The sequence below is a fragment of the Acidimicrobiia bacterium genome (assembly GCA_036271555.1).
Classification (GTDB): Bacteria; Actinomycetota; Acidimicrobiia; order IMCC26256; family PALSA-610; genus DATBAK01.
The window spans coordinates 1-16,180 of the sequence record DATBAK010000028.1 but is presented as its reverse complement, the minus strand read 5'-3'; the positions used below and the strand labels follow the sequence as shown (position 1 = coordinate 16,180).

Sequence of the window (16,180 nt, the reverse complement as noted above, 5' to 3'; positions counted from 1 at the left end):
CACGACGTTCGGGGGTGCGTGATGGTCGGGAACCGGAGCCGTTTGCTGGTCGTGGTGGGGCTCGTCGTCGCGATCGTCGGCGCGTTGCCGGCGGTGTCGCGCGCCGCGACCGCGACCGCGTCCGCGACCGCACGCGCGAGCGACGAGTGGCCGCAGTACGCGGGCGGCGCGGACCACGTCGGCGTGAACGCGCTCGACCCGTCGTTCACGCGCACGTCGGTGACGACCATGCACACGCGCTGGACCGGCGACATCGGTGGTCAGGCGACGAGCTCGTCGCCGGTCGTCGCGAACGGCATCGTCTACGTCGGCAGCGCCGACGGGGATCTCGACGCGTTCAACGCGGCCGGATGTCTCGACGCGTTCAGTGACTGCGAGCCGCTCTGGACCGGTCACACGCGCAACGGCATCTACGGCGCGCCCGCGGTCGACGGCAACACCGTGTTCGTCGCGTCGGGCGATCGTCACCTGTACGCCTTCGACGCACGCGGCTGTGGGAACGCGACGACGTGCGCGCCGGTGTGGCGCGGGTGGTTGGGGAGTGCCGCGCTGACGTCGATCGCGATCGCGAACGGCACCGTGTACGTCACGAACTACGGCGGCAAGCTCCTCGCGTTCGCGGCATCGGGCTGTGGTGAGACCATGTGCCACCCGCGTTGGACGGGCTCGGGTGCGGGCCACAGCACGTCGGCGGCGGCGGTCAGCGGCGGGTTCGTGTACTTCGGCACGTACCGCGGGCTGCACGGTCATCTCTATGCGTTCGCCGCCGGCGGGTGCGCCGCGGTGACGTGCAAGCCGGTGTGGCAGGCCTCGTTGTCGGGCGTGGGATTCAGCTCGCCGACGGTCGCACGCGGCAACCTCTACATCTCGAGCGGCACGTTCGACGGCGGCGGCGTGATCGCGGTGTTCCGCGCGTCGGGATGCGGCGCAGCCGAGTGCGCGGAGTCGTGGCACGCCGTCCTCGGCGACGACGCGCCGAGCGCGGCGCCCGCGGTGTCGGGCTCGACGTTGCTCGTCGCCGCGCAGGGCAGCCTCGACCCGAACCGCGAAGGCGTCGTCGAGGCGTTCCCGGCCGACGGTTGCGGGCACCGCGCGTGCACGCCGACGTGGACCGGCGGCAACTTCGGGGCTGGCTCCGAATCCGCGCCCGTCGTGACGAACGGGATCGTGCTGATCGCGAAGGGCCCGGCGTCGGGCGTGCCCGTCGACGCGGGCGTCTACGCCTTCAAGGCGTCCGGATGCGGCGCACCCAACTGCGATCCGATCGCGTTCTTCCAGGTCGGCACCGCGCAGGACTACCTGGGCTCGTCGATCGCCGTCGGTGAGGGGTTGCTGTTCTTCGCGTCGTTCGACAACAACCGGAACCGGTCGACGCTCTACGTGTTGGAGGCCTGAGGCCGGTCGTCGTCGGGCTCAACTTCCCGACGACGCAGTCACCGACTGCGGGTTGGTCGCGGTCGTCGCGCTGGTTGCACTGGTTGCGCCGGACACGGTCGTGGCCGACGTCTTGCTCGAGTCGGTCGAGTTGCTCGTGGCCGTGCCGTTCGTGCTCGCCGACGTCGACGATGCCGCAGTCGTCGCGGCCATGCAGCCGGTCAGCGCGAGCATGCCGGCGACACTCGAGGCACCCACGATCCGACGCGCGCGGTGCGCGGGATGCGGGCGACGGCGGCGGGCGGGGACGGGCTGGGTCATCGCGTCGGCTCCTGACTCTCGTGCGTGCAGTGTTCGTCGTTCGTCGTTGCTCATGGTCGCGAGCGCGCCTGCGAAGCGGCTCCGGATCCGCTGGGTGACACCGCAGACTTCTCACGGCTCCTTCCCAGGTCGACGGGCGACCATCGTCGACGTGATCGACGCACCGACCCTCCCGCATGTCCACCAGTCCCGGTTCCGCGCGATGGGAAGCGACGCGCATCTCATCGTCGTCGCCGACGACACCGCGCTGCTCGCGAGCGCGATCGCGCGCGTCGCGCAGCTCGAGCGTCGATGGAGCCGCTTCGTGCCGCTGAGCGAGATCTCGATCCTCAACCGGCGCGCGGGCCGCACGATGCGCGTGAGCGCGGAGACGCAGCTGCTGGTCGAGCGCGCGATCGCGGCGTGGCACCTCACGGGCGGCGCGTTCGATCCGACCGTGCTCGGCGACGTCATCCGCGCGGGATACGACCGCTCGTTCGCCGAGCTCGACGCGATCACCGACTCGGGTGTGAGCGCGCTGCAGCGCGGCGCGACCCGCATCGCGGTGGGCGACGGCCTCGTGCGGATGCCGTGCGGTGTCGGCTTCGATCCCGGCGGCATCGGCAAGGGGCTCGCGGCCGATCTCGTCGCCGACGAGGCGATGGCCGCCGGTGCCACGGGCGTGTGCGTGAACTTGGGTGGCGACCTGCGCGTGCGCGGCCGCGGTCCTTCGGACGACGGTTGGCCGATCGCGGTGACACATCCCGGCGTCGCCGAACCGATCGCGACGCTGGTGCTCGCCGACGGCGCGATCGCGACCTCGACCACCGTGTTGCGGCGCTGGTGGGTCGCAGGTCAGCGCCGCCATCACCTCATCGATCCCGCGACCGGGGCGCCGTCGGAGACCGATCTCTCCCTCGTCAGCGTCGTCGCGGGCGAGGGTTGGACGGCCGAGGTGCTCGCCAAGGCGGAGCTGCTGCGCGGGTCGGCGCGGGTGTTCGATCTCGTCGGCGGGACCGCGGCCGAGGCGCTCGCGGTGACGGTCGACGGCCGCGTCCTGACGACGCCCGGCTTCTCGCGGTTCGTGGCCGGAGCGGTACCGGAGCGCGTGGCGTTCGCGGCGTTGGAGGTCGCGTCGTGAACGTGTGGTGGGACGCGGCCCGATCGTCGGGCGTGGTCGCGTGGATGGTCCTCGCGTTCAGCGTGTTGTGGGGACTCGCCCTCAGCACGAAGGTGCTCGGTTCACGGCCGCGTCCGAGCTGGCTCCTCGACCTGCACCGTTACCTCGGCGGCCTCGCGGTCGTGTTCACCGCGGTCCATGTGGGTGCCGTGCTCGTCGACCAGTACGTGCACTTCAGCATCGTGAACGCGCTCGTGCCGTTCACCGGCTCGTGGCATCCGGCCGCGATGGCATGGGGCATCGTGAGCCTTTACCTGCTGCTCGCAGTGGAGATCACGTCGTTGCTGCGGCACCGGTTGTCGAAGCGGGCGTGGCGCGCGGTGCACTTCCTGAGCTTTCCGCTGTTCGTGACCGCGACGATCCACGGGCTCACGGTCGGCACCGATCGCCACGCGCTCCTGTTGCGCGCCGCGCTGGTCGTCGTGGCCGTGGTGATCGGGCTGCTGACCGCGGTGCGATTCGCCGACGTTCCGGTGAACGATTCGGAACGCGCGCATGACGTCTTGTCGTCGGCGCGGCCGTCGAGCGGGAAGGCCGACGGGCGCGCGGCGCGATCGTTTGCGCAGCGTGCCCGGTCGAAGGACGCACGGGTCTCCTGAGCTCCACGCACCCGTCGGTTGCCGTTCACGCACTCTTCGGTTGTGACGGGCAGGCCGGAGTCTGATCCTCCGAGTTACGGTGGGTGATCGGACGAGAGGACCAGCCTTCATGAAGCACCGGAAGCTCGTCGCCGCGGTCGCGACCCTGACCGCACTCGGGGGTGGCGCCCTGGCGCTCCCCGGCGTCAGCAGCGCGAGCAGCGCGGCGAGGGTCACGCCGTCCTCCGCGTCGACACCGCCCGCGGCCACGACGCCGATCCAGCACGTCGTCGTCATCTACGGCGAGAACGTCTCGTTCGACCACTACTTCGGCACCTACCCCAACGCGACGAACGCCGACGGTCAGCCGTTCACCGCGAAGGCGGGCACGCCGAAGGTGAACGGTCTGAAGGGCAAGCTCCTCACGGCGAACCCGAACGGCGCGAACCCCGCGCGTCTCGACCCGGCGAACGCGGGCGACATCCTCACCTGCGACCAGAATCACTCGTACACACCCGAGCAGAACGCGTTCGACGGCGGCCTGATGGACAAGTTCCCGGCTGCGGTCGGCACCGCGAGCGGGTCGTCGCCGGCCGGCCACGCCTGCGCGGCGAGCGACGTCATGGATTACTACGACGGCAACACCGTGACCGGGCTCTGGAACTACGCGCAGAACTTCGCGATCAGCGACAGCTTCTACGCGACCACGTTCGGCCCGTCGTCACCCGGAGCGATCAACCTCGCCGCCGGCGACACCGGCGGCATCGACGCGACGCATGCAGTGCGCGGCGCGCTGCCCACGCCGCCCGCGACGGTGAACGGAGACGCGGTCGCCGACGGCAACGGTGGCTACTCGCTGATCGGTGACGCGCAGCCGTACTACGACGATTGCTCGAGCCGGGACGCGGTCGGGATGACCGGCAAGAACATCGGCGATCTCCTCGACGCCGCGAGTCTCAGCTGGGGCTTCTTCGAGGGCGGCTTCGCGCCGACGTCGGCCTACACCGGTCCCGCCTCGACGACCAAGAACTACGACCAGCTGAACGTGCCCGGGCGCGCGGTGTGCGCGGCGACGCACAACGTCGGCGTCGCCCTCGGCGGCACCGGGCAATACGGCACGAAGGCCGACTACGTGCCGCACCACGAGCCGTTCGACTACTACGCGTCGACCGCGAACCCGCACCACCTCGCGCCCAAGTCGCTGTCGGTCGTCGGCAAGGACACCGCGAAGCCGGGCAAGTTCAACACCGCCAACCACCAGTACGACATGAGCGTGTTCGACCAGCTCGTCGCCGCGATCCACGCGGGCACGTTGCCCGCGAGCCACCTGCCGGCCGTGAGCTTCCTGAAGGCGCCCGCGTACCAGGACGCGCACGCGGGCTACTCCGACCCGCTCGACGAGCAGCAGTTCGTGGTGAGCGAGGTCAACGCGCTCGAGCAGCTGCCGACGTGGAAGTCGACCGCGATCGTCGTCGCCTACGACGACTCCGACGGTTGGTACGACCACGCGTTCAGCGGGGTCACGAACCCGTCGCAGACCACCGCCGACGCGCTGACCGGCTCGCACCAGTGCGGCACGGGCACGACGTACCTCGGCAACGAGCAGGGGCGTTGCGGTTACGGGCCGCGCCTGCCGCTGATCGTGATCTCGGCCCGGGCACGCGCCGACTTCGTGGGCCACAAGGTCGTCGACCAGTCGTCGATCGACAAGTTCATCGCCGCGAACTGGAAGCTCGGACAGATCCCGGGCTCCGCCGCGACGGTCGCCGGCCCACTCAATGGGCTGTTCGACTTCACGGCCGCCAAGCCCTTGCGGCCGCTGTACCTCGATCCCGCGACGGGTGAGCCGACCACGCCCACCGCGGTGCACGACGCCGGATCGAGCCGGAGCTTCTGAGGAGGCGCCGGCTCGACCCGGACGAGGTTCCTACGCTTGCCCTTCGTGAGGAGGCGGCGGACGTTCCAGTGGGTGGCGGTCGCGGCGGGCGCGCTCGGCGCCGCCGCGATCGCCGCGATCGTCGTCACCCGTGGCGGCGGCACGAGCGCCGCCGCGCCGCCGTCGACAACGGTGGAGATCTCGACGAACACGTGCGCGCGCGGTTGGCGCGCGCCGCGATCGGGTCATCCGACGGTGTCGGTCGTGAACGCGACCGCGCAGACGTACGACGTCTCGCTCGTCGGCGCCGATCAGCGCACGGTGTACGCGGAGATCGAGGTGCTGGCCGCGCACACGACGCGTGGGCTGCGGATCGCGCTGCCGCCGGGCCGGTACTCGTGGCGCTGCGGCCGCGCCGACGGCACCGTGTCGTTCTCGGCGGTGGTGCGGGTGACGGGTCGGCCGGTGACCGACGCGCATCCGTTCGTGCCGGTCACGTACACCGAGCTCGCGGCGGCGACCACGACGTATCGCGCGTCGGTGAGTCGCGCGATGGGCGTGCTCGCGCAGCAGACCGACACATTGCGCGCCGACGTCGACGCGGGCCGGCTCGACGCCGCGCGCCACGACTGGCTCGTCGCGCACATGCAGTACGAACGATTGGGCGCGGCGTACGGCACGTTCGGTGCCTACGACGCCGAGATCAACGGGCGCGCCGACGGCTTGCCTCGCGGTGTCGACGATCCGCAGTTCCAGGGTTTTCACGAGTTGGAGCTGGATCTGTGGGGTGGTGCGTCTTCGGAGTCGTCGCGTGCCGCTGCGGTTGCGGATCAGCTCGATCATTCGGTGCACGCGCTCGTGGCCGCGTTCCCGCGCTTGCAGACGGGTCCGAACGACGTGTCGTTGCGCACGCACGAGATCCTCGAGAACTCGTTGCAGTTCGAGCTCACCGGCGACACCGACGAGGGAAGTCACACGAACCTCGCGACCGTGCGCGCGAACGTCGACGGCACCCAGCTCGCGCTGTCGGCGATCGCGCCGCTGCTGCGCACGCGCGATCCCGCGCTGCTCGCGCGCGCGACATCGGGCCTGCGCGAGCTCGCCGCGTTGCTCGATGCACAGCACGTTGGTGACGTTTGGACGCCGCTCTCGGATCTGTCGCGCGCGGATCGCGAGCGCATCGACGCCGCGGTGAGCGGGTTGGTCGAGCAGCTGAGCCCGATCCCCGACGTGCTCGAGCTACCCCGGGGCTCCGATGACAGCTGACGGCTTCTCGCGCCGGAAGTTCCTGCGGCTCGGCGCGGGCGCGGCCGCGGGCGCGGGGGTTGCGGCGACGGCCGGCGGACGGCTCGACGCGTTCGGAGCCACGGCGTCGGCCGGGGCGGCCGGCGCGGTCGACCGGCCGCCGTTCCACGGGCTTTACCAGGCGCAGATCCTCGCTCCGCCGACGCCGTTCACGATCCTGTGCTCGTTCGACGTCGTCGCCGGCGACCGCGCCGAGCTGCGCGAGCTGCTCCGGACGTTGACCGACCGGCTCCGGCGCCTGGCCGACGGGGGAGCGCCCGAGGACGCGGGGCCCGCGGCACCGCCCGTCGACAACGGGTTGCTCGGGCCGACGCTGCCGCGCCACGCGCTGTCGTCGATCGTCGGTGTCGGCTCGTCGCTGTTCGACGCGCGGTTCGGGCTCGCGAGCGTGCGGCCCGCGCACCTCACACCGATGCGCACGTTCCCGAACGACGATCTCGATCCTGCGCGCTGCCACGGCGACGTGAGCGTGCAGCTCTGCGCGCACGACGCCGACACGGTGCTGCACGCGTTGCGAGACGTCACGAAGCACGTGCGCGGTGCGATGCAACCGCGCTGGCGCGTCGACGGATTCGTCAGCCCGCCCCGTCCGTCCGGCACGCCGCGCAACCTTCTCGGCTTCAAGGACGGCATCGCCAATCCGGAAATCGCCGACGCGTCGGTGGCGCGCGACCTGTTGTGGGTGTCGGGACGCGCGCCCGAGCCCGCGTGGACGACGGGTGGCAGCTATCTCGTCGCGCGCGTCATCCGGAACCTCGTCGAGTTCTGGGATCGCGTGTCGTTGAACGAGCAGGAGAACATGATCGGACGCCGGCGCGACACCGGCGCACCGCTCGACGGGAATCGCGAGCGCGACGTTCCCGCATACACGCGCGATCCGCAGGGGCTCGTGATTCGCAGCGACGCGCACATCCGGCTCGCCAACCCGCGCACCGCGGCGACCGACGACAGCCGCATTCTTCGGCGCGGTTACAACTACGACCGCGGCATCGACTCGAACGGCAACCTCGACCTGGGTCTGTTGTTCACGTGCTACCAGCAGGATGTGCGGCGCCAGTTCGAGGCGGTGCAGCAGCGCCTCGTCGACGAACCGCTCGTCGACTACGTCAGCCCGGTCGGCGGCGGCTACTTCTTCGCGCTCCCGGGCGTGCGTGACGAGAACGACTACTACGGCCGCGCGCTCGTCGAGTCCGCGTGATGCGGCGCTACGACGCGATGCGGTCGGGTCGTTCCTCGCGCTCGGCCTGGTCGGTCCGATCGGTGTCGACGAAGTGGAAGCGGTCGGAGTCGCGGTACTCCGCGAGGCTGCCGATGGTCACGGACACCACGATCGAGACGACGGCCCAAACGCCGAGCACGACCAAGACTGCGATTCCGAAGTTCATCGACCGGCCCTCCCTCGAGCTGCTGCCGGGGCGTGGTCGTCGGGGTGTACCGCGGCCAGAGGTCCGGAAAACGTCGCGTCGGCGGGGCGGTCCTCGAACTTGAGTGACTCGAGCGTTTCGCCGGAGCCCAGGTTCGCGACAACGACTGCAATGGCTGACATCTTCGAATCCCTCACCACTGACCACCGAGAGATCGACGATCTCCTCACTCGTGCGCGTCAGGACGCCGATCCCGTCGTCGTCCGGCAGGTGTGCGACGCGCTGACGCTGCACGCCGAGATCGAAGAGTCGGTGCTGTATCCCGAGGTCCGACGTATCGTCGACGGCGGCGACGACATCGTGAACGACGCCGAGGCCGAGCACGCGGCGATCCGCACGCTGGTCGCGCAGATCTACGAGGCGCCGCCCACGGACCTCACGCGTCTGCTCGAGGCGTTGCAGAGCAATGTGGTCGATCATGTGAAGATCGAGGAGAGCGAGATCTTCCCCGCGCTGATCGACTGCGGCGCGAACGCCGAGGAGCTCGGGCGCAAGCTCGAGGCCGCCCGGGGTGAATCCGCCTCCCGGAGCTCCGGCGAGGTCGGGTAGCGGCCTCGATCCGCCTCGAAAGGCTTCAAGCAGACGCGTACACAGGCCGACTCCTCCTTCGACCAGAAGGGCGGGCGATGCGGTCACGAACGGGCGGACGCGACGGTTCGTCGCGCGATGACGATTTTGAGCACGCGTCCCGACACGTCGACTTGGACGCGCTGCTCTCCGAGCATCTCGGTGGTACGCGAGCGGCCGAGGCGATCGTCGAGAGCATCGAGGCGCGCCGCAAGGCGCGCGAGGAACGCACGGCGCGCCGCGGGTTCTAGGGCTTCGGGCCAGACTCTCGTCTCATGACGGATCTGGCCGAGCTACAGCAGCAGATGGAAGCGACCTACGGCAGTCGCGATCGCGCGCGGGGGATCCCGGCGACGGTCGCGTGGCTCGCCGAAGAGGTGGGCGAGCTCGCGAAGGCAGTGCGGAAGGGTACGCGCGACGAGCAGTTGCACGAGCTCGGTGACACGCTCGCGTGGCTCGCCTCGTTGGCGAACCAACTCGGTCTCTCACTCGATGACGCGGTCGCGCGCTACGCCGCCGGCTGTCCTCGTTGCGGCGCGTCGCCGTGCACGTGCGCCTGAGCCGAGGCGCATTGTCGCTATAGCCGACGTCGAAGGCAACGCTCGTTTCAGCATTTCGCAGCGTGAGTGCGCCAGAATTTGGTCCTTGTAGGGGGCGAGTCACGTGCCTACTGTTCCGCCCGCAACAAACGGGCGGCTTGTGGGGGCGGTTTCTTCGTGGGGATTTTGCAGACGCCGCGCGCGTCGACGCGCCGTGTCATCGCCATCGGTCTCGCGGTGATCGCCGCGACCAGCGTCGTTTCCGCGCACGCGGCGGTTGCCGCTCCGGTGAGGAAGCCCGTTGTGCTCATCTACGGGGACTCGCTCGTCTGGGAGTCGGCCAAGTTCATTGCCAAAGGCATCAATGGCAAGGTCTGGACGCGGCATGTCTTCGCGGTGCCGACCACCGCGCCTTGCGACTGGTTGCAACGACTACCCGGCGACATCGCGAAGTACCACCCGACGGCGGTCGTTCTCGCGACCGAAGGAAACTCGAACTCGCCGTGCATGGACGACGTCGATGGTGTGCCGCTTGCGTACAACTCTCCGGCGTACCTCGCCAAATACCGGTCTGACCTGAGCGCGTTCTTTTCGGCCGCGCACGCGTCGACGGTCCTTTTCCTGGAGGGTGCTCCGATCGGCAGGGATGCGGACTGGAATGCAGCCGTGACGAGCGTCTACGGCATCGCGGAGAGCCTCGCGCCGTCGTACTCGAACGTCGCGGTCTCCGACGCGGCGAATCGCTCGGTGTCGAACGATGGCGTGTACGCGCAGACGCTCCCCTGCCTGCCGACAGAGGTGAAGCCGAAGAAGGACGGCTGTGCGGCCGGGCAAATCGATGTGCGCACCGACATCGGGCTTCAGGTCGGCATCCATCTCTGCCCGATCGGCATCACGTATCCCGGAACGCACCCGTGCGCGACCTACGCCAACGGCAAGTGGACCAACGTCTATTCAAGCGGTGAAGTGCGGTATGGCGACGCGATCGCAGCCGCGACTGATGCCGCGCTGCCGCAGCCGGCCCGCCCGTCGAGCAGACGATGACGTATCCGTCGCGCTGCACGTGGCAGGGCGTGGCCGTGCGCAGCGCGCAGCGAGGGTCCACCCCGTGAGAACCGTCATTCGTTTCGCTCCGGATGTCGTGCGCTCGCCGGTCGGGGGTCAGATCGAGGTCGCGTCGCGAGCGCGATACGTCGCGCCCATTCGCGCTGTCGATCCTGATCCTGTGCGACACTGCTGACTCGCCCGTCAGGTTCCGGAGGAGGGACCGACCGGGGCGCGACCATGTGCTCGAGCCGGGGGGTTCGTTCGTGCGGAGTCATCGTTTGGTGCTCGTTGCCACGGCGGTGCTGGCACTCGGGTTGGGCGCGTGCAGCAACACGAGCAGTAAGTCGGGATCGGGCGGATCGTCGCCGACGAGCTCATCCGGGAACCAGTTCGCAAAGCTCACGAAGATCGCGGCGCCGAACCCTTGCGTCGACGAGCCCGGTATCAGCGACTCCAGCATCAAGGTCGGCGTGATCGCGCCGCAGACCGGTCCGCAGGCCGCGTCGTTCTCCGACTCGCTCGCGGGCATCAAGGCGCGCATCGACAAGGCGAACAGCGACGGCGAGCTCGGCACGCGCAAGATCCAGCTCGTCATCCGCGACGATGCGGCCGATCAGACGAAGAACCTCCAACAGGTCCGCGACCTCGTCGAGAACGCAAAGGTCTGGGCGATCATCGAAGTGACGAGCGCGTCTGGTGGCGGCGCGGCGTACCTGAACTCACACAGCATTCCCGTCACGGGCTGGCACGTCGGCGTGCCCGCGTGGAGCATCGACACGAACATGTTCACGTTCCGGTTGCCGACGGCTGCCGACCCCGGGCACGTCTACAACAACCGCGACGCCGACCTCATGAAGCGCGAGGGGGTCACCAAGCTCGCGCTCATCGGCGGTGGGAATGCGGCGAGCGTCGACTTCCTGACCCGCAACAAGAAGGCGATCGCGCAAGTCGGCGGGATCAAGATCGTGTACGACAACGAGAGCGTGCCCGCGGGTGCGAGTGACTTCACCGCCGAAGCGCAAGCGATCAAGCAGTCGGGGGCCAACGGTGTCCTCACCGGCATGGACTTCATCCCGAATACGTCGTTGTCCGCGCAGTTGAAGAAGGACGGCGTCGTGATGAAAGAGGTGCAATTCCCCGGAGGTTACGACCCGCGTGTGCTCTCGCTGCCGGGCATGGAGGGCGCGTTCTTCGGCCTCGAGTTCAAGCCCTTCGAGTCGAACCCTCCGGCGTTTCAGGCGTTCAACGCGGCGATGCCGAAGGGCGCGGTGCAGAACCAGATCAGCTACATCGGCTGGCTGTCGGGCGAGATCACGATCCAGGGCATCAAGGACGCGGGGGTCTCGTGTCCGACGCGCAAGGCGTTCATCAACAACCTGCGCATGGAGACCGCTTACACAGGCGGTGGCGCGTTCGACCCCGTGAACCTCGAGACCGGATTCGGCAAGGAGTTCGCCTGCGCGTACTACGTGAAGGTGGTGAACGCGAAGTTCGTGCCGCAGTTCGGCGGGCAGCAGCAATGCGGCACGCCGATCCACTTCTGATCGCGGCGCCGAGCGAGCGTCGTTCGTGAGCACCTATATCGTCGCCGGCGTCGTCGTCGGTAGCGTCTACGCGATCGCGACCCTTGGCCTCGTGCTGACGTACACGTCGTCGCGGGTGTTCAACTTCGCGCACGGCGCGATCGCGTTCTTCGTCGCGGTGACGTTCTACGAAGCCGTGCAGGACTGGGGCTGGAACGCGCACGTCGCCGGCGTCGTGACGATCTTCGGGTTCTCGCCGCTGCTCGGCCTGCTCTTGTGGTTCGTACTGTTCCGGAGGCTCGGCGAGACGCCGTCGTTCGTGCGGCTCGTCTCGACCGTCGGGTTGTCCGTGGCGCTGCCCGCGCTCGCGTCGATTCTCTATCCGACGATCGATGCCGACGTGCGGCCGAGCATGTTCTGGTCGCCACCGCACGAGTACAAGATCGTCGGCGTCGCGGTCGACTCGAACCAAGTCGTCGTCGTCCTCGCGGCCGTCGCGATCGCCGTGCTCCTCACCGTGCTCCTGCGCGCGACGCCGTACGGGCTTTCGGTGCGCGCTGCGGTCGACTCGTCGCGCATGGCCGGCGCGAACGGCGTAAACACCTCGTTCGTCACCGCGGTGTCGTGGATGATCGGCACGATGCTCGCGGGCGCAGCCGGCGTGCTCCTCGGCGCGCTGCGCGGCTTCACCATTGAGCAGTTCACGTTTCTACTGCTCGGCTCCTTCGCGGCGATGGTCGTCGCGCGCATGCACAGTCTCGTGCTCGCGTTCGCGGGGTCGATGCTGCTCGGGCTGCTCCAGGAGCTGTCGGCGAGCCAGCAATTCCAGCACTTTCTGACGCACTTCGCGTCCGCGAACAACCCGCTGATCCTCGGGCTCCGTCCGAGCATCCCGTTCATCGTGATGCTCGTGTTCCTGCTCGCGTACAACGGCCTGCGTGAGGAGCGGTTCGCGGTCGACACGCGCGCGAGGATCGAGCCGCGCGCGGTCGCGATCACGGGGACGCAGCAGCCGCTGTGGCGGCGACTGTTCCCGATAGCGGTGTGCCTCACGGCCGTGCTGATCGCACCCGCGTTCCTGAACGGGTTGTGGCTCAGCATCGTCGCGAGCGGACTCGCGCTCGCGATCGCGTTCCTGTCGTACGTCGTCGTCACGGGTGAGGGCGGGATGATCTCGCTCTGCCAGATCACCTTCGCGGGCATCGCGGCCGCGCTCACCGCGCAGTACGCGTTCAACCACGGCATTCCCCTCCTGTTCGCCGTCCTCCTCGCCGCACTCGTGGTCGTGCCGATCGGGCTGCTCGCGGCGCTGCCGAGTCTCCGCCTGGGGGACCTGTACCTCGCGCTCGCGACACTCGCCTTCACGCAGCTCGTGCAGAACACGTACTTCCAGGAACCGCGCGTCAGCAACTTCGGCCAGGGAGTGGAGGTGCCGCGCCCCGTCGGCCTCAACACCGACAAGGAGTTCTATTACCTCTTGGTCGTGTGTTTCGTCGTGTTCGCGCTGCTGGTGCGCAACGTGAAGCGGTCGACGACGGGGCTCAATCTCGCGGCCACACGGTCGAGCGAGGCCGCGACCGCGACACTCGGGATCAATATCGTGTGGTCGAAGTTCGTCGCCTTCGGACTCAGCGCGTTCATCGCGGGTGTGGGCGGCGGCCTGTACGCGAGCTACGCGGGTCGGGCGAACATGAACCAGTTCGACGCGCTCATCGGTGTCGTATGGCTCACCGTAACGGTGACGTGGGGCGTGCGCTCCATCACCGGTGCGCTGCTCGCGGGTCTCTCCTTCGCCGTGTTGCCGCAGCTCGTCACCGACCACCTCTCGGGACGATGGCTCAACCTCCCGACGTTGCTGTTCGGTCTCGGCGCGATCGCGCTCGCGCGTGAGCCGCGGGGGATCGTGGTCGACGTCGCGCACCAGCATGGCGAGCGACGGGACGCGCGGGCGCGCCGCCGCGCGGCACGCGCCGCGGGGGCGACATGAGCGACTCGACCTCCGCGCTCCTCGAGGCGCGCGACATCACTGTCCGCTTCGGTGGGCTCGTGGCGCTCGACGGCGTCGGGCTCAGCGTTCGGCCCGGCGAGATCGTCGGGCTCATCGGGCCGAACGGCGCGGGCAAGAGCACCTGCTTCGGTGTGCTCTCGGGACTCTTGCGGCCCGCGGGCGGGAGCGTCTGGATGCAGGGCGTCGACGTGACGCGCGCTTCGCCCCAGGCCCGCGCGCACCGAGGGATCGCGCGCACCTTCCAGCGGCTGGAGCTCTTCGGGGAGCTCACGGTGCGCGAGCACCTGGTCGTCGCGTACCGCGCCCGTCAGCGCCGCACGCTCGCGTCGCTCGCGCGCGCGTTGCCGCTCGACCTCATCGGGCTCGGAAACCGGCCGACACCGCGGGAGAACGAGGTCGTCGACGCGATCCTCGAGGAGCTCCGGCTCGACTCCGTCGCGGGCACGAGCGCGCGTGCCATCGGCCTCGGCACGGGCCGACTCGTCGAGGTCGCACGCGCGCTCGCCGCACAGCCGTCGGTGTTGCTGCTCGACGAGCCGTCGTCGGGCCTCGACGCGAACGAGACGGCCGAGCTCTCGGCCACGTTGCGACGGGTGCGCGAGCAGGAAGACGTCGCGCTCGTGCTCGTGGAGCACAACGTCGACATGGTGCTCGGACTCGCCGACTCGGTGACGGTGCTCGACTTCGGTCGCGTGATTGCCACCGGCTCGTCGCCCGAGATCCGCGCTGACGCCGCGGTGCAGGCCGCCTACCTCGGGGCGAGGTCGTGAGCGCGGCGGTGCCGTTGCTCGAAGTCGACGGTCTCTGCGTCACGTACGGCGAGGCACGCGCGGTGGCCGACGTGAGCTTCGCGCTCCCGGCGGGCGGTGTGCTCGCCGTGCTCGGCGCGAACGGCGCCGGCAAGAGCTCACTCGCGGCAGCGGTCGCGGGTCATGTGGTTCCCGCGGCGGGCCGTGTCTCACTCGACGGCGTCGATGTCGCGGGCTGGGCTCCGTACCGGCTCAGCCGCGGGGGCGTCGCGTACGTGCCCGAGGGGCGCGGGATCTTCCCGCACCTCTCGGTCGGCGACAACCTGCGCGCGATGCTGCGCTTCGCCGTGCCGCGCGGCGAGCGGGCAGGCGCGCTGGATCGCGCGGTCGAGCTGTTCCCGATCCTCGGCCAGCGGCGGTCACAGGCTGCCGGCACGCTGTCGGGTGGTGAGCAGCAGATGCTTGCTCTTGCGCGCGTGCTCGCTGCGCCGCCGCGGTTGCTCATCGCGGACGAGATGTCACTCGGTCTCGCGCCCAAGCTCGTCGACGTCGTGTTCGAGTCGCTTGCGCACGCGAAGGCCGCCGGCGTGGCCGTGCTGCTCATCGAGCAGTACGCCCATCGCGCGCTCGCGCTTGCCGATGACGTCGTCATCATGCGGCAGGGCGTCGTCGGTTGGTCGGGGCCGGCCGCCGCCGCGCACGACGAACTGCTGGCGAGCTACGTCGGAGCGGGAGAAGTCGCACCGCCATCGAAGCCGTGACACCGCCACATCGACCAGCTCGACAGGCGGTAGTCGCCGTCGGCGTCCGATGTCACCGTGTACGAAGTTGTGCCGTCGTCAGGCAGTTCGAGGCCGAGCAAGCCCCGTTCGGCGCGAACCCGCAGTTCAGACAACATGACGCCCGTTGCGCATAGTGTCGAATGCGAGTGCCTAAGTGGCAGGGTATTTGGCGCTATGTCGCCACGATGCAAGCCGCTTATTACATGGTGGCGGCAACGCGTGCCATGGTGACGCGCTCGTCGTAGCGTTGCCTTCATGAGTGACGACCCGTTCGAGCAAGCCGACGACGTTCGCTTCTGGCTCGGAACGCTTCGCGACGTCAGGTTCGCGTGCTCGTTGTCGCCCTGAGCGCCGGGGCTCGCAGGGCGGCCGCCCGGATAGTCGAAAAGCGCTCATCAGCGAGGCGACGCGACGCGGCCGGTTGCCGGCGGACGACCTCGACCGGCTGCGCAACGACCTGCTCGAGAGATGCTCGACTTGCGCGGGACCACGACGCACTCGCAGGTCATGCCGGCGCGGCCGCTCGCCGCCGCGGTCGGCGGAGGACTACGGCGCAAGGTCGACGCCTCGCGAGGTACGGCTGTCGAACGCTCAGGCCATTGCGCAGACGGGCGAGCTGTCCGCCACGAACCCCGCCTACCAGCGGTCACGTCTCGGGAGCGCCGCTCGAGCAACACGGGTTCGGTAACGCCGATCTCGGCAAGCTCCCGCTGGTTCCGACAACCTGAGGACAATTCGAGGACGGCCGCACCTCGAACCGGAGCAAAAGCCCCAGTCGGAGGCTCAAGTGGTGGTGAGTCGGCCTGTACGCCGGATTCTGTCCGGGCGCTCGCGCGCCCGGGGCGGCCATCCCTCTCGACCGGCGGTTACCCGACGGTTCCAGCGGCCTACCCGGGAGTGATCGGACGGGCCACCCTCTCCCTGTCTG

At 69.4% G+C, this 16,180-nt stretch carries 15 protein-coding genes; 13 read left to right on the top strand and 2 right to left on the bottom strand.

The window, feature by feature from the left end:
* The first annotated feature begins 21 nt into the window (after nt 1–21).
* Entirely contained in the window at nt 22–1,395 is a 1,374-nt protein-coding gene (locus tag VH914_08460; protein HEX4491219.1) for a PQQ-binding-like beta-propeller repeat protein, read from the top strand.
* An 18-nt stretch (nt 1,396–1,413) separates the two neighbouring features.
* Here the strand turns inward: VH914_08460 and VH914_08455 are convergent, their stop codons facing one another.
* Nucleotides 1,414–1,695 carry a hypothetical protein gene (locus VH914_08455; GenBank protein ID HEX4491218.1) on the bottom strand — a complete coding sequence of 94 codons (282 nt, stop codon included), beginning with the start codon at nt 1,693–1,695 and terminating at the stop codon, nt 1,414–1,416.
* 151 nt (nt 1,696–1,846) lie between these two features.
* Here VH914_08455 and VH914_08450 point away from each other — a divergent pair, with 151 nt between their 5' ends.
* From VH914_08450 to efeB, 5 genes are all read left to right on the top strand, one after another.
* On the top strand, nt 1,847–2,815 hold the full coding sequence (locus VH914_08450; GenBank protein HEX4491217.1) for an FAD:protein FMN transferase: 969 nt from the start codon (nt 1,847–1,849) through the stop codon (nt 2,813–2,815).
* Nucleotides 2,812–3,453, top strand: coding sequence for a ferric reductase-like transmembrane domain-containing protein (locus VH914_08445; GenBank protein HEX4491216.1), 642 nt, complete (start codon nt 2,812–2,814; stop codon nt 3,451–3,453). The genes VH914_08450 and VH914_08445 overlap by 4 nt, the downstream gene beginning before the upstream one ends.
* A gap of 109 nt (nt 3,454–3,562) precedes the next feature.
* Nucleotides 3,563–5,329 carry an alkaline phosphatase family protein gene (locus VH914_08440; GenBank protein ID HEX4491215.1) on the top strand — a complete coding sequence of 589 codons (1,767 nt, stop codon included), beginning with the start codon at nt 3,563–3,565 and terminating at the stop codon, nt 5,327–5,329.
* A gap of 45 nt (nt 5,330–5,374) precedes the next feature.
* Nucleotides 5,375–6,574 (top strand): EfeM/EfeO family lipoprotein, encoded by a 1,200-nt coding sequence (locus tag VH914_08435; protein HEX4491214.1) that lies wholly within the window; start codon nt 5,375–5,377, stop codon nt 6,572–6,574.
* Nucleotides 6,564–7,811, top strand: a complete 1,248-nt coding sequence (gene efeB, locus VH914_08430) for an iron uptake transporter deferrochelatase/peroxidase subunit (protein HEX4491213.1) — start codon at nt 6,564–6,566, stop codon at nt 7,809–7,811. Before VH914_08435 ends, efeB begins: the two co-directional genes overlap by 11 nt.
* A gap of 7 nt (nt 7,812–7,818) precedes the next feature.
* Here efeB and VH914_08425 read toward each other — a convergent pair whose 3' ends face one another.
* Nucleotides 7,819–7,998 carry a hypothetical protein gene (locus VH914_08425; GenBank protein ID HEX4491212.1) on the bottom strand — a complete coding sequence of 60 codons (180 nt, stop codon included), beginning with the start codon at nt 7,996–7,998 and terminating at the stop codon, nt 7,819–7,821.
* 150 nt (nt 7,999–8,148) lie between these two features.
* On the opposite strand from VH914_08425, the gene VH914_08420 reads away from it, so the two are divergent.
* The 7 genes from VH914_08420 to VH914_08390 all read left to right on the top strand — a co-directional run bounded on the left by VH914_08420 (nt 8,149) and on the right by VH914_08390 (nt 15,231).
* Nucleotides 8,149–8,586: a hemerythrin domain-containing protein gene (locus VH914_08420; protein ID HEX4491211.1), complete on the top strand. Its 438-nt coding sequence runs from the start codon at nt 8,149–8,151 to the stop codon at nt 8,584–8,586.
* A gap of 293 nt (nt 8,587–8,879) precedes the next feature.
* Nucleotides 8,880–9,164, top strand: coding sequence for a MazG nucleotide pyrophosphohydrolase domain-containing protein (locus VH914_08415; GenBank protein HEX4491210.1), 285 nt, complete (start codon nt 8,880–8,882; stop codon nt 9,162–9,164).
* 156 nt (nt 9,165–9,320) lie between these two features.
* Entirely contained in the window at nt 9,321–10,187 is an 867-nt protein-coding gene (locus VH914_08410; GenBank protein HEX4491209.1) for a hypothetical protein, read from the top strand.
* Nucleotides 10,188–10,471: 284 nt separating this feature from the next.
* The gene (locus VH914_08405; GenBank protein ID HEX4491208.1) at nt 10,472–11,734 is read left to right on the top strand and encodes an ABC transporter substrate-binding protein; all 1,263 of its coding nucleotides are present in this window, start codon (nt 10,472–10,474) and stop codon (nt 11,732–11,734) included.
* A gap of 25 nt (nt 11,735–11,759) precedes the next feature.
* The gene (locus tag VH914_08400) at nt 11,760–13,700 is read left to right on the top strand and encodes an ABC transporter permease (protein ID HEX4491207.1); all 1,941 of its coding nucleotides are present in this window, start codon (nt 11,760–11,762) and stop codon (nt 13,698–13,700) included.
* Entirely contained in the window at nt 13,697–14,491 is a 795-nt protein-coding gene (locus tag VH914_08395) for an ABC transporter ATP-binding protein (GenBank protein ID HEX4491206.1), read from the top strand. Before VH914_08400 ends, VH914_08395 begins: the two co-directional genes overlap by 4 nt.
* Complete coding sequence (locus VH914_08390; protein ID HEX4491205.1) at nt 14,488–15,231, top strand: ABC transporter ATP-binding protein; 744 nt, start codon at nt 14,488–14,490, stop codon at nt 15,229–15,231. The genes VH914_08395 and VH914_08390 overlap by 4 nt, the downstream gene beginning before the upstream one ends.
* The last annotated feature ends 949 nt before the right edge of the window (nt 15,232–16,180 follow it).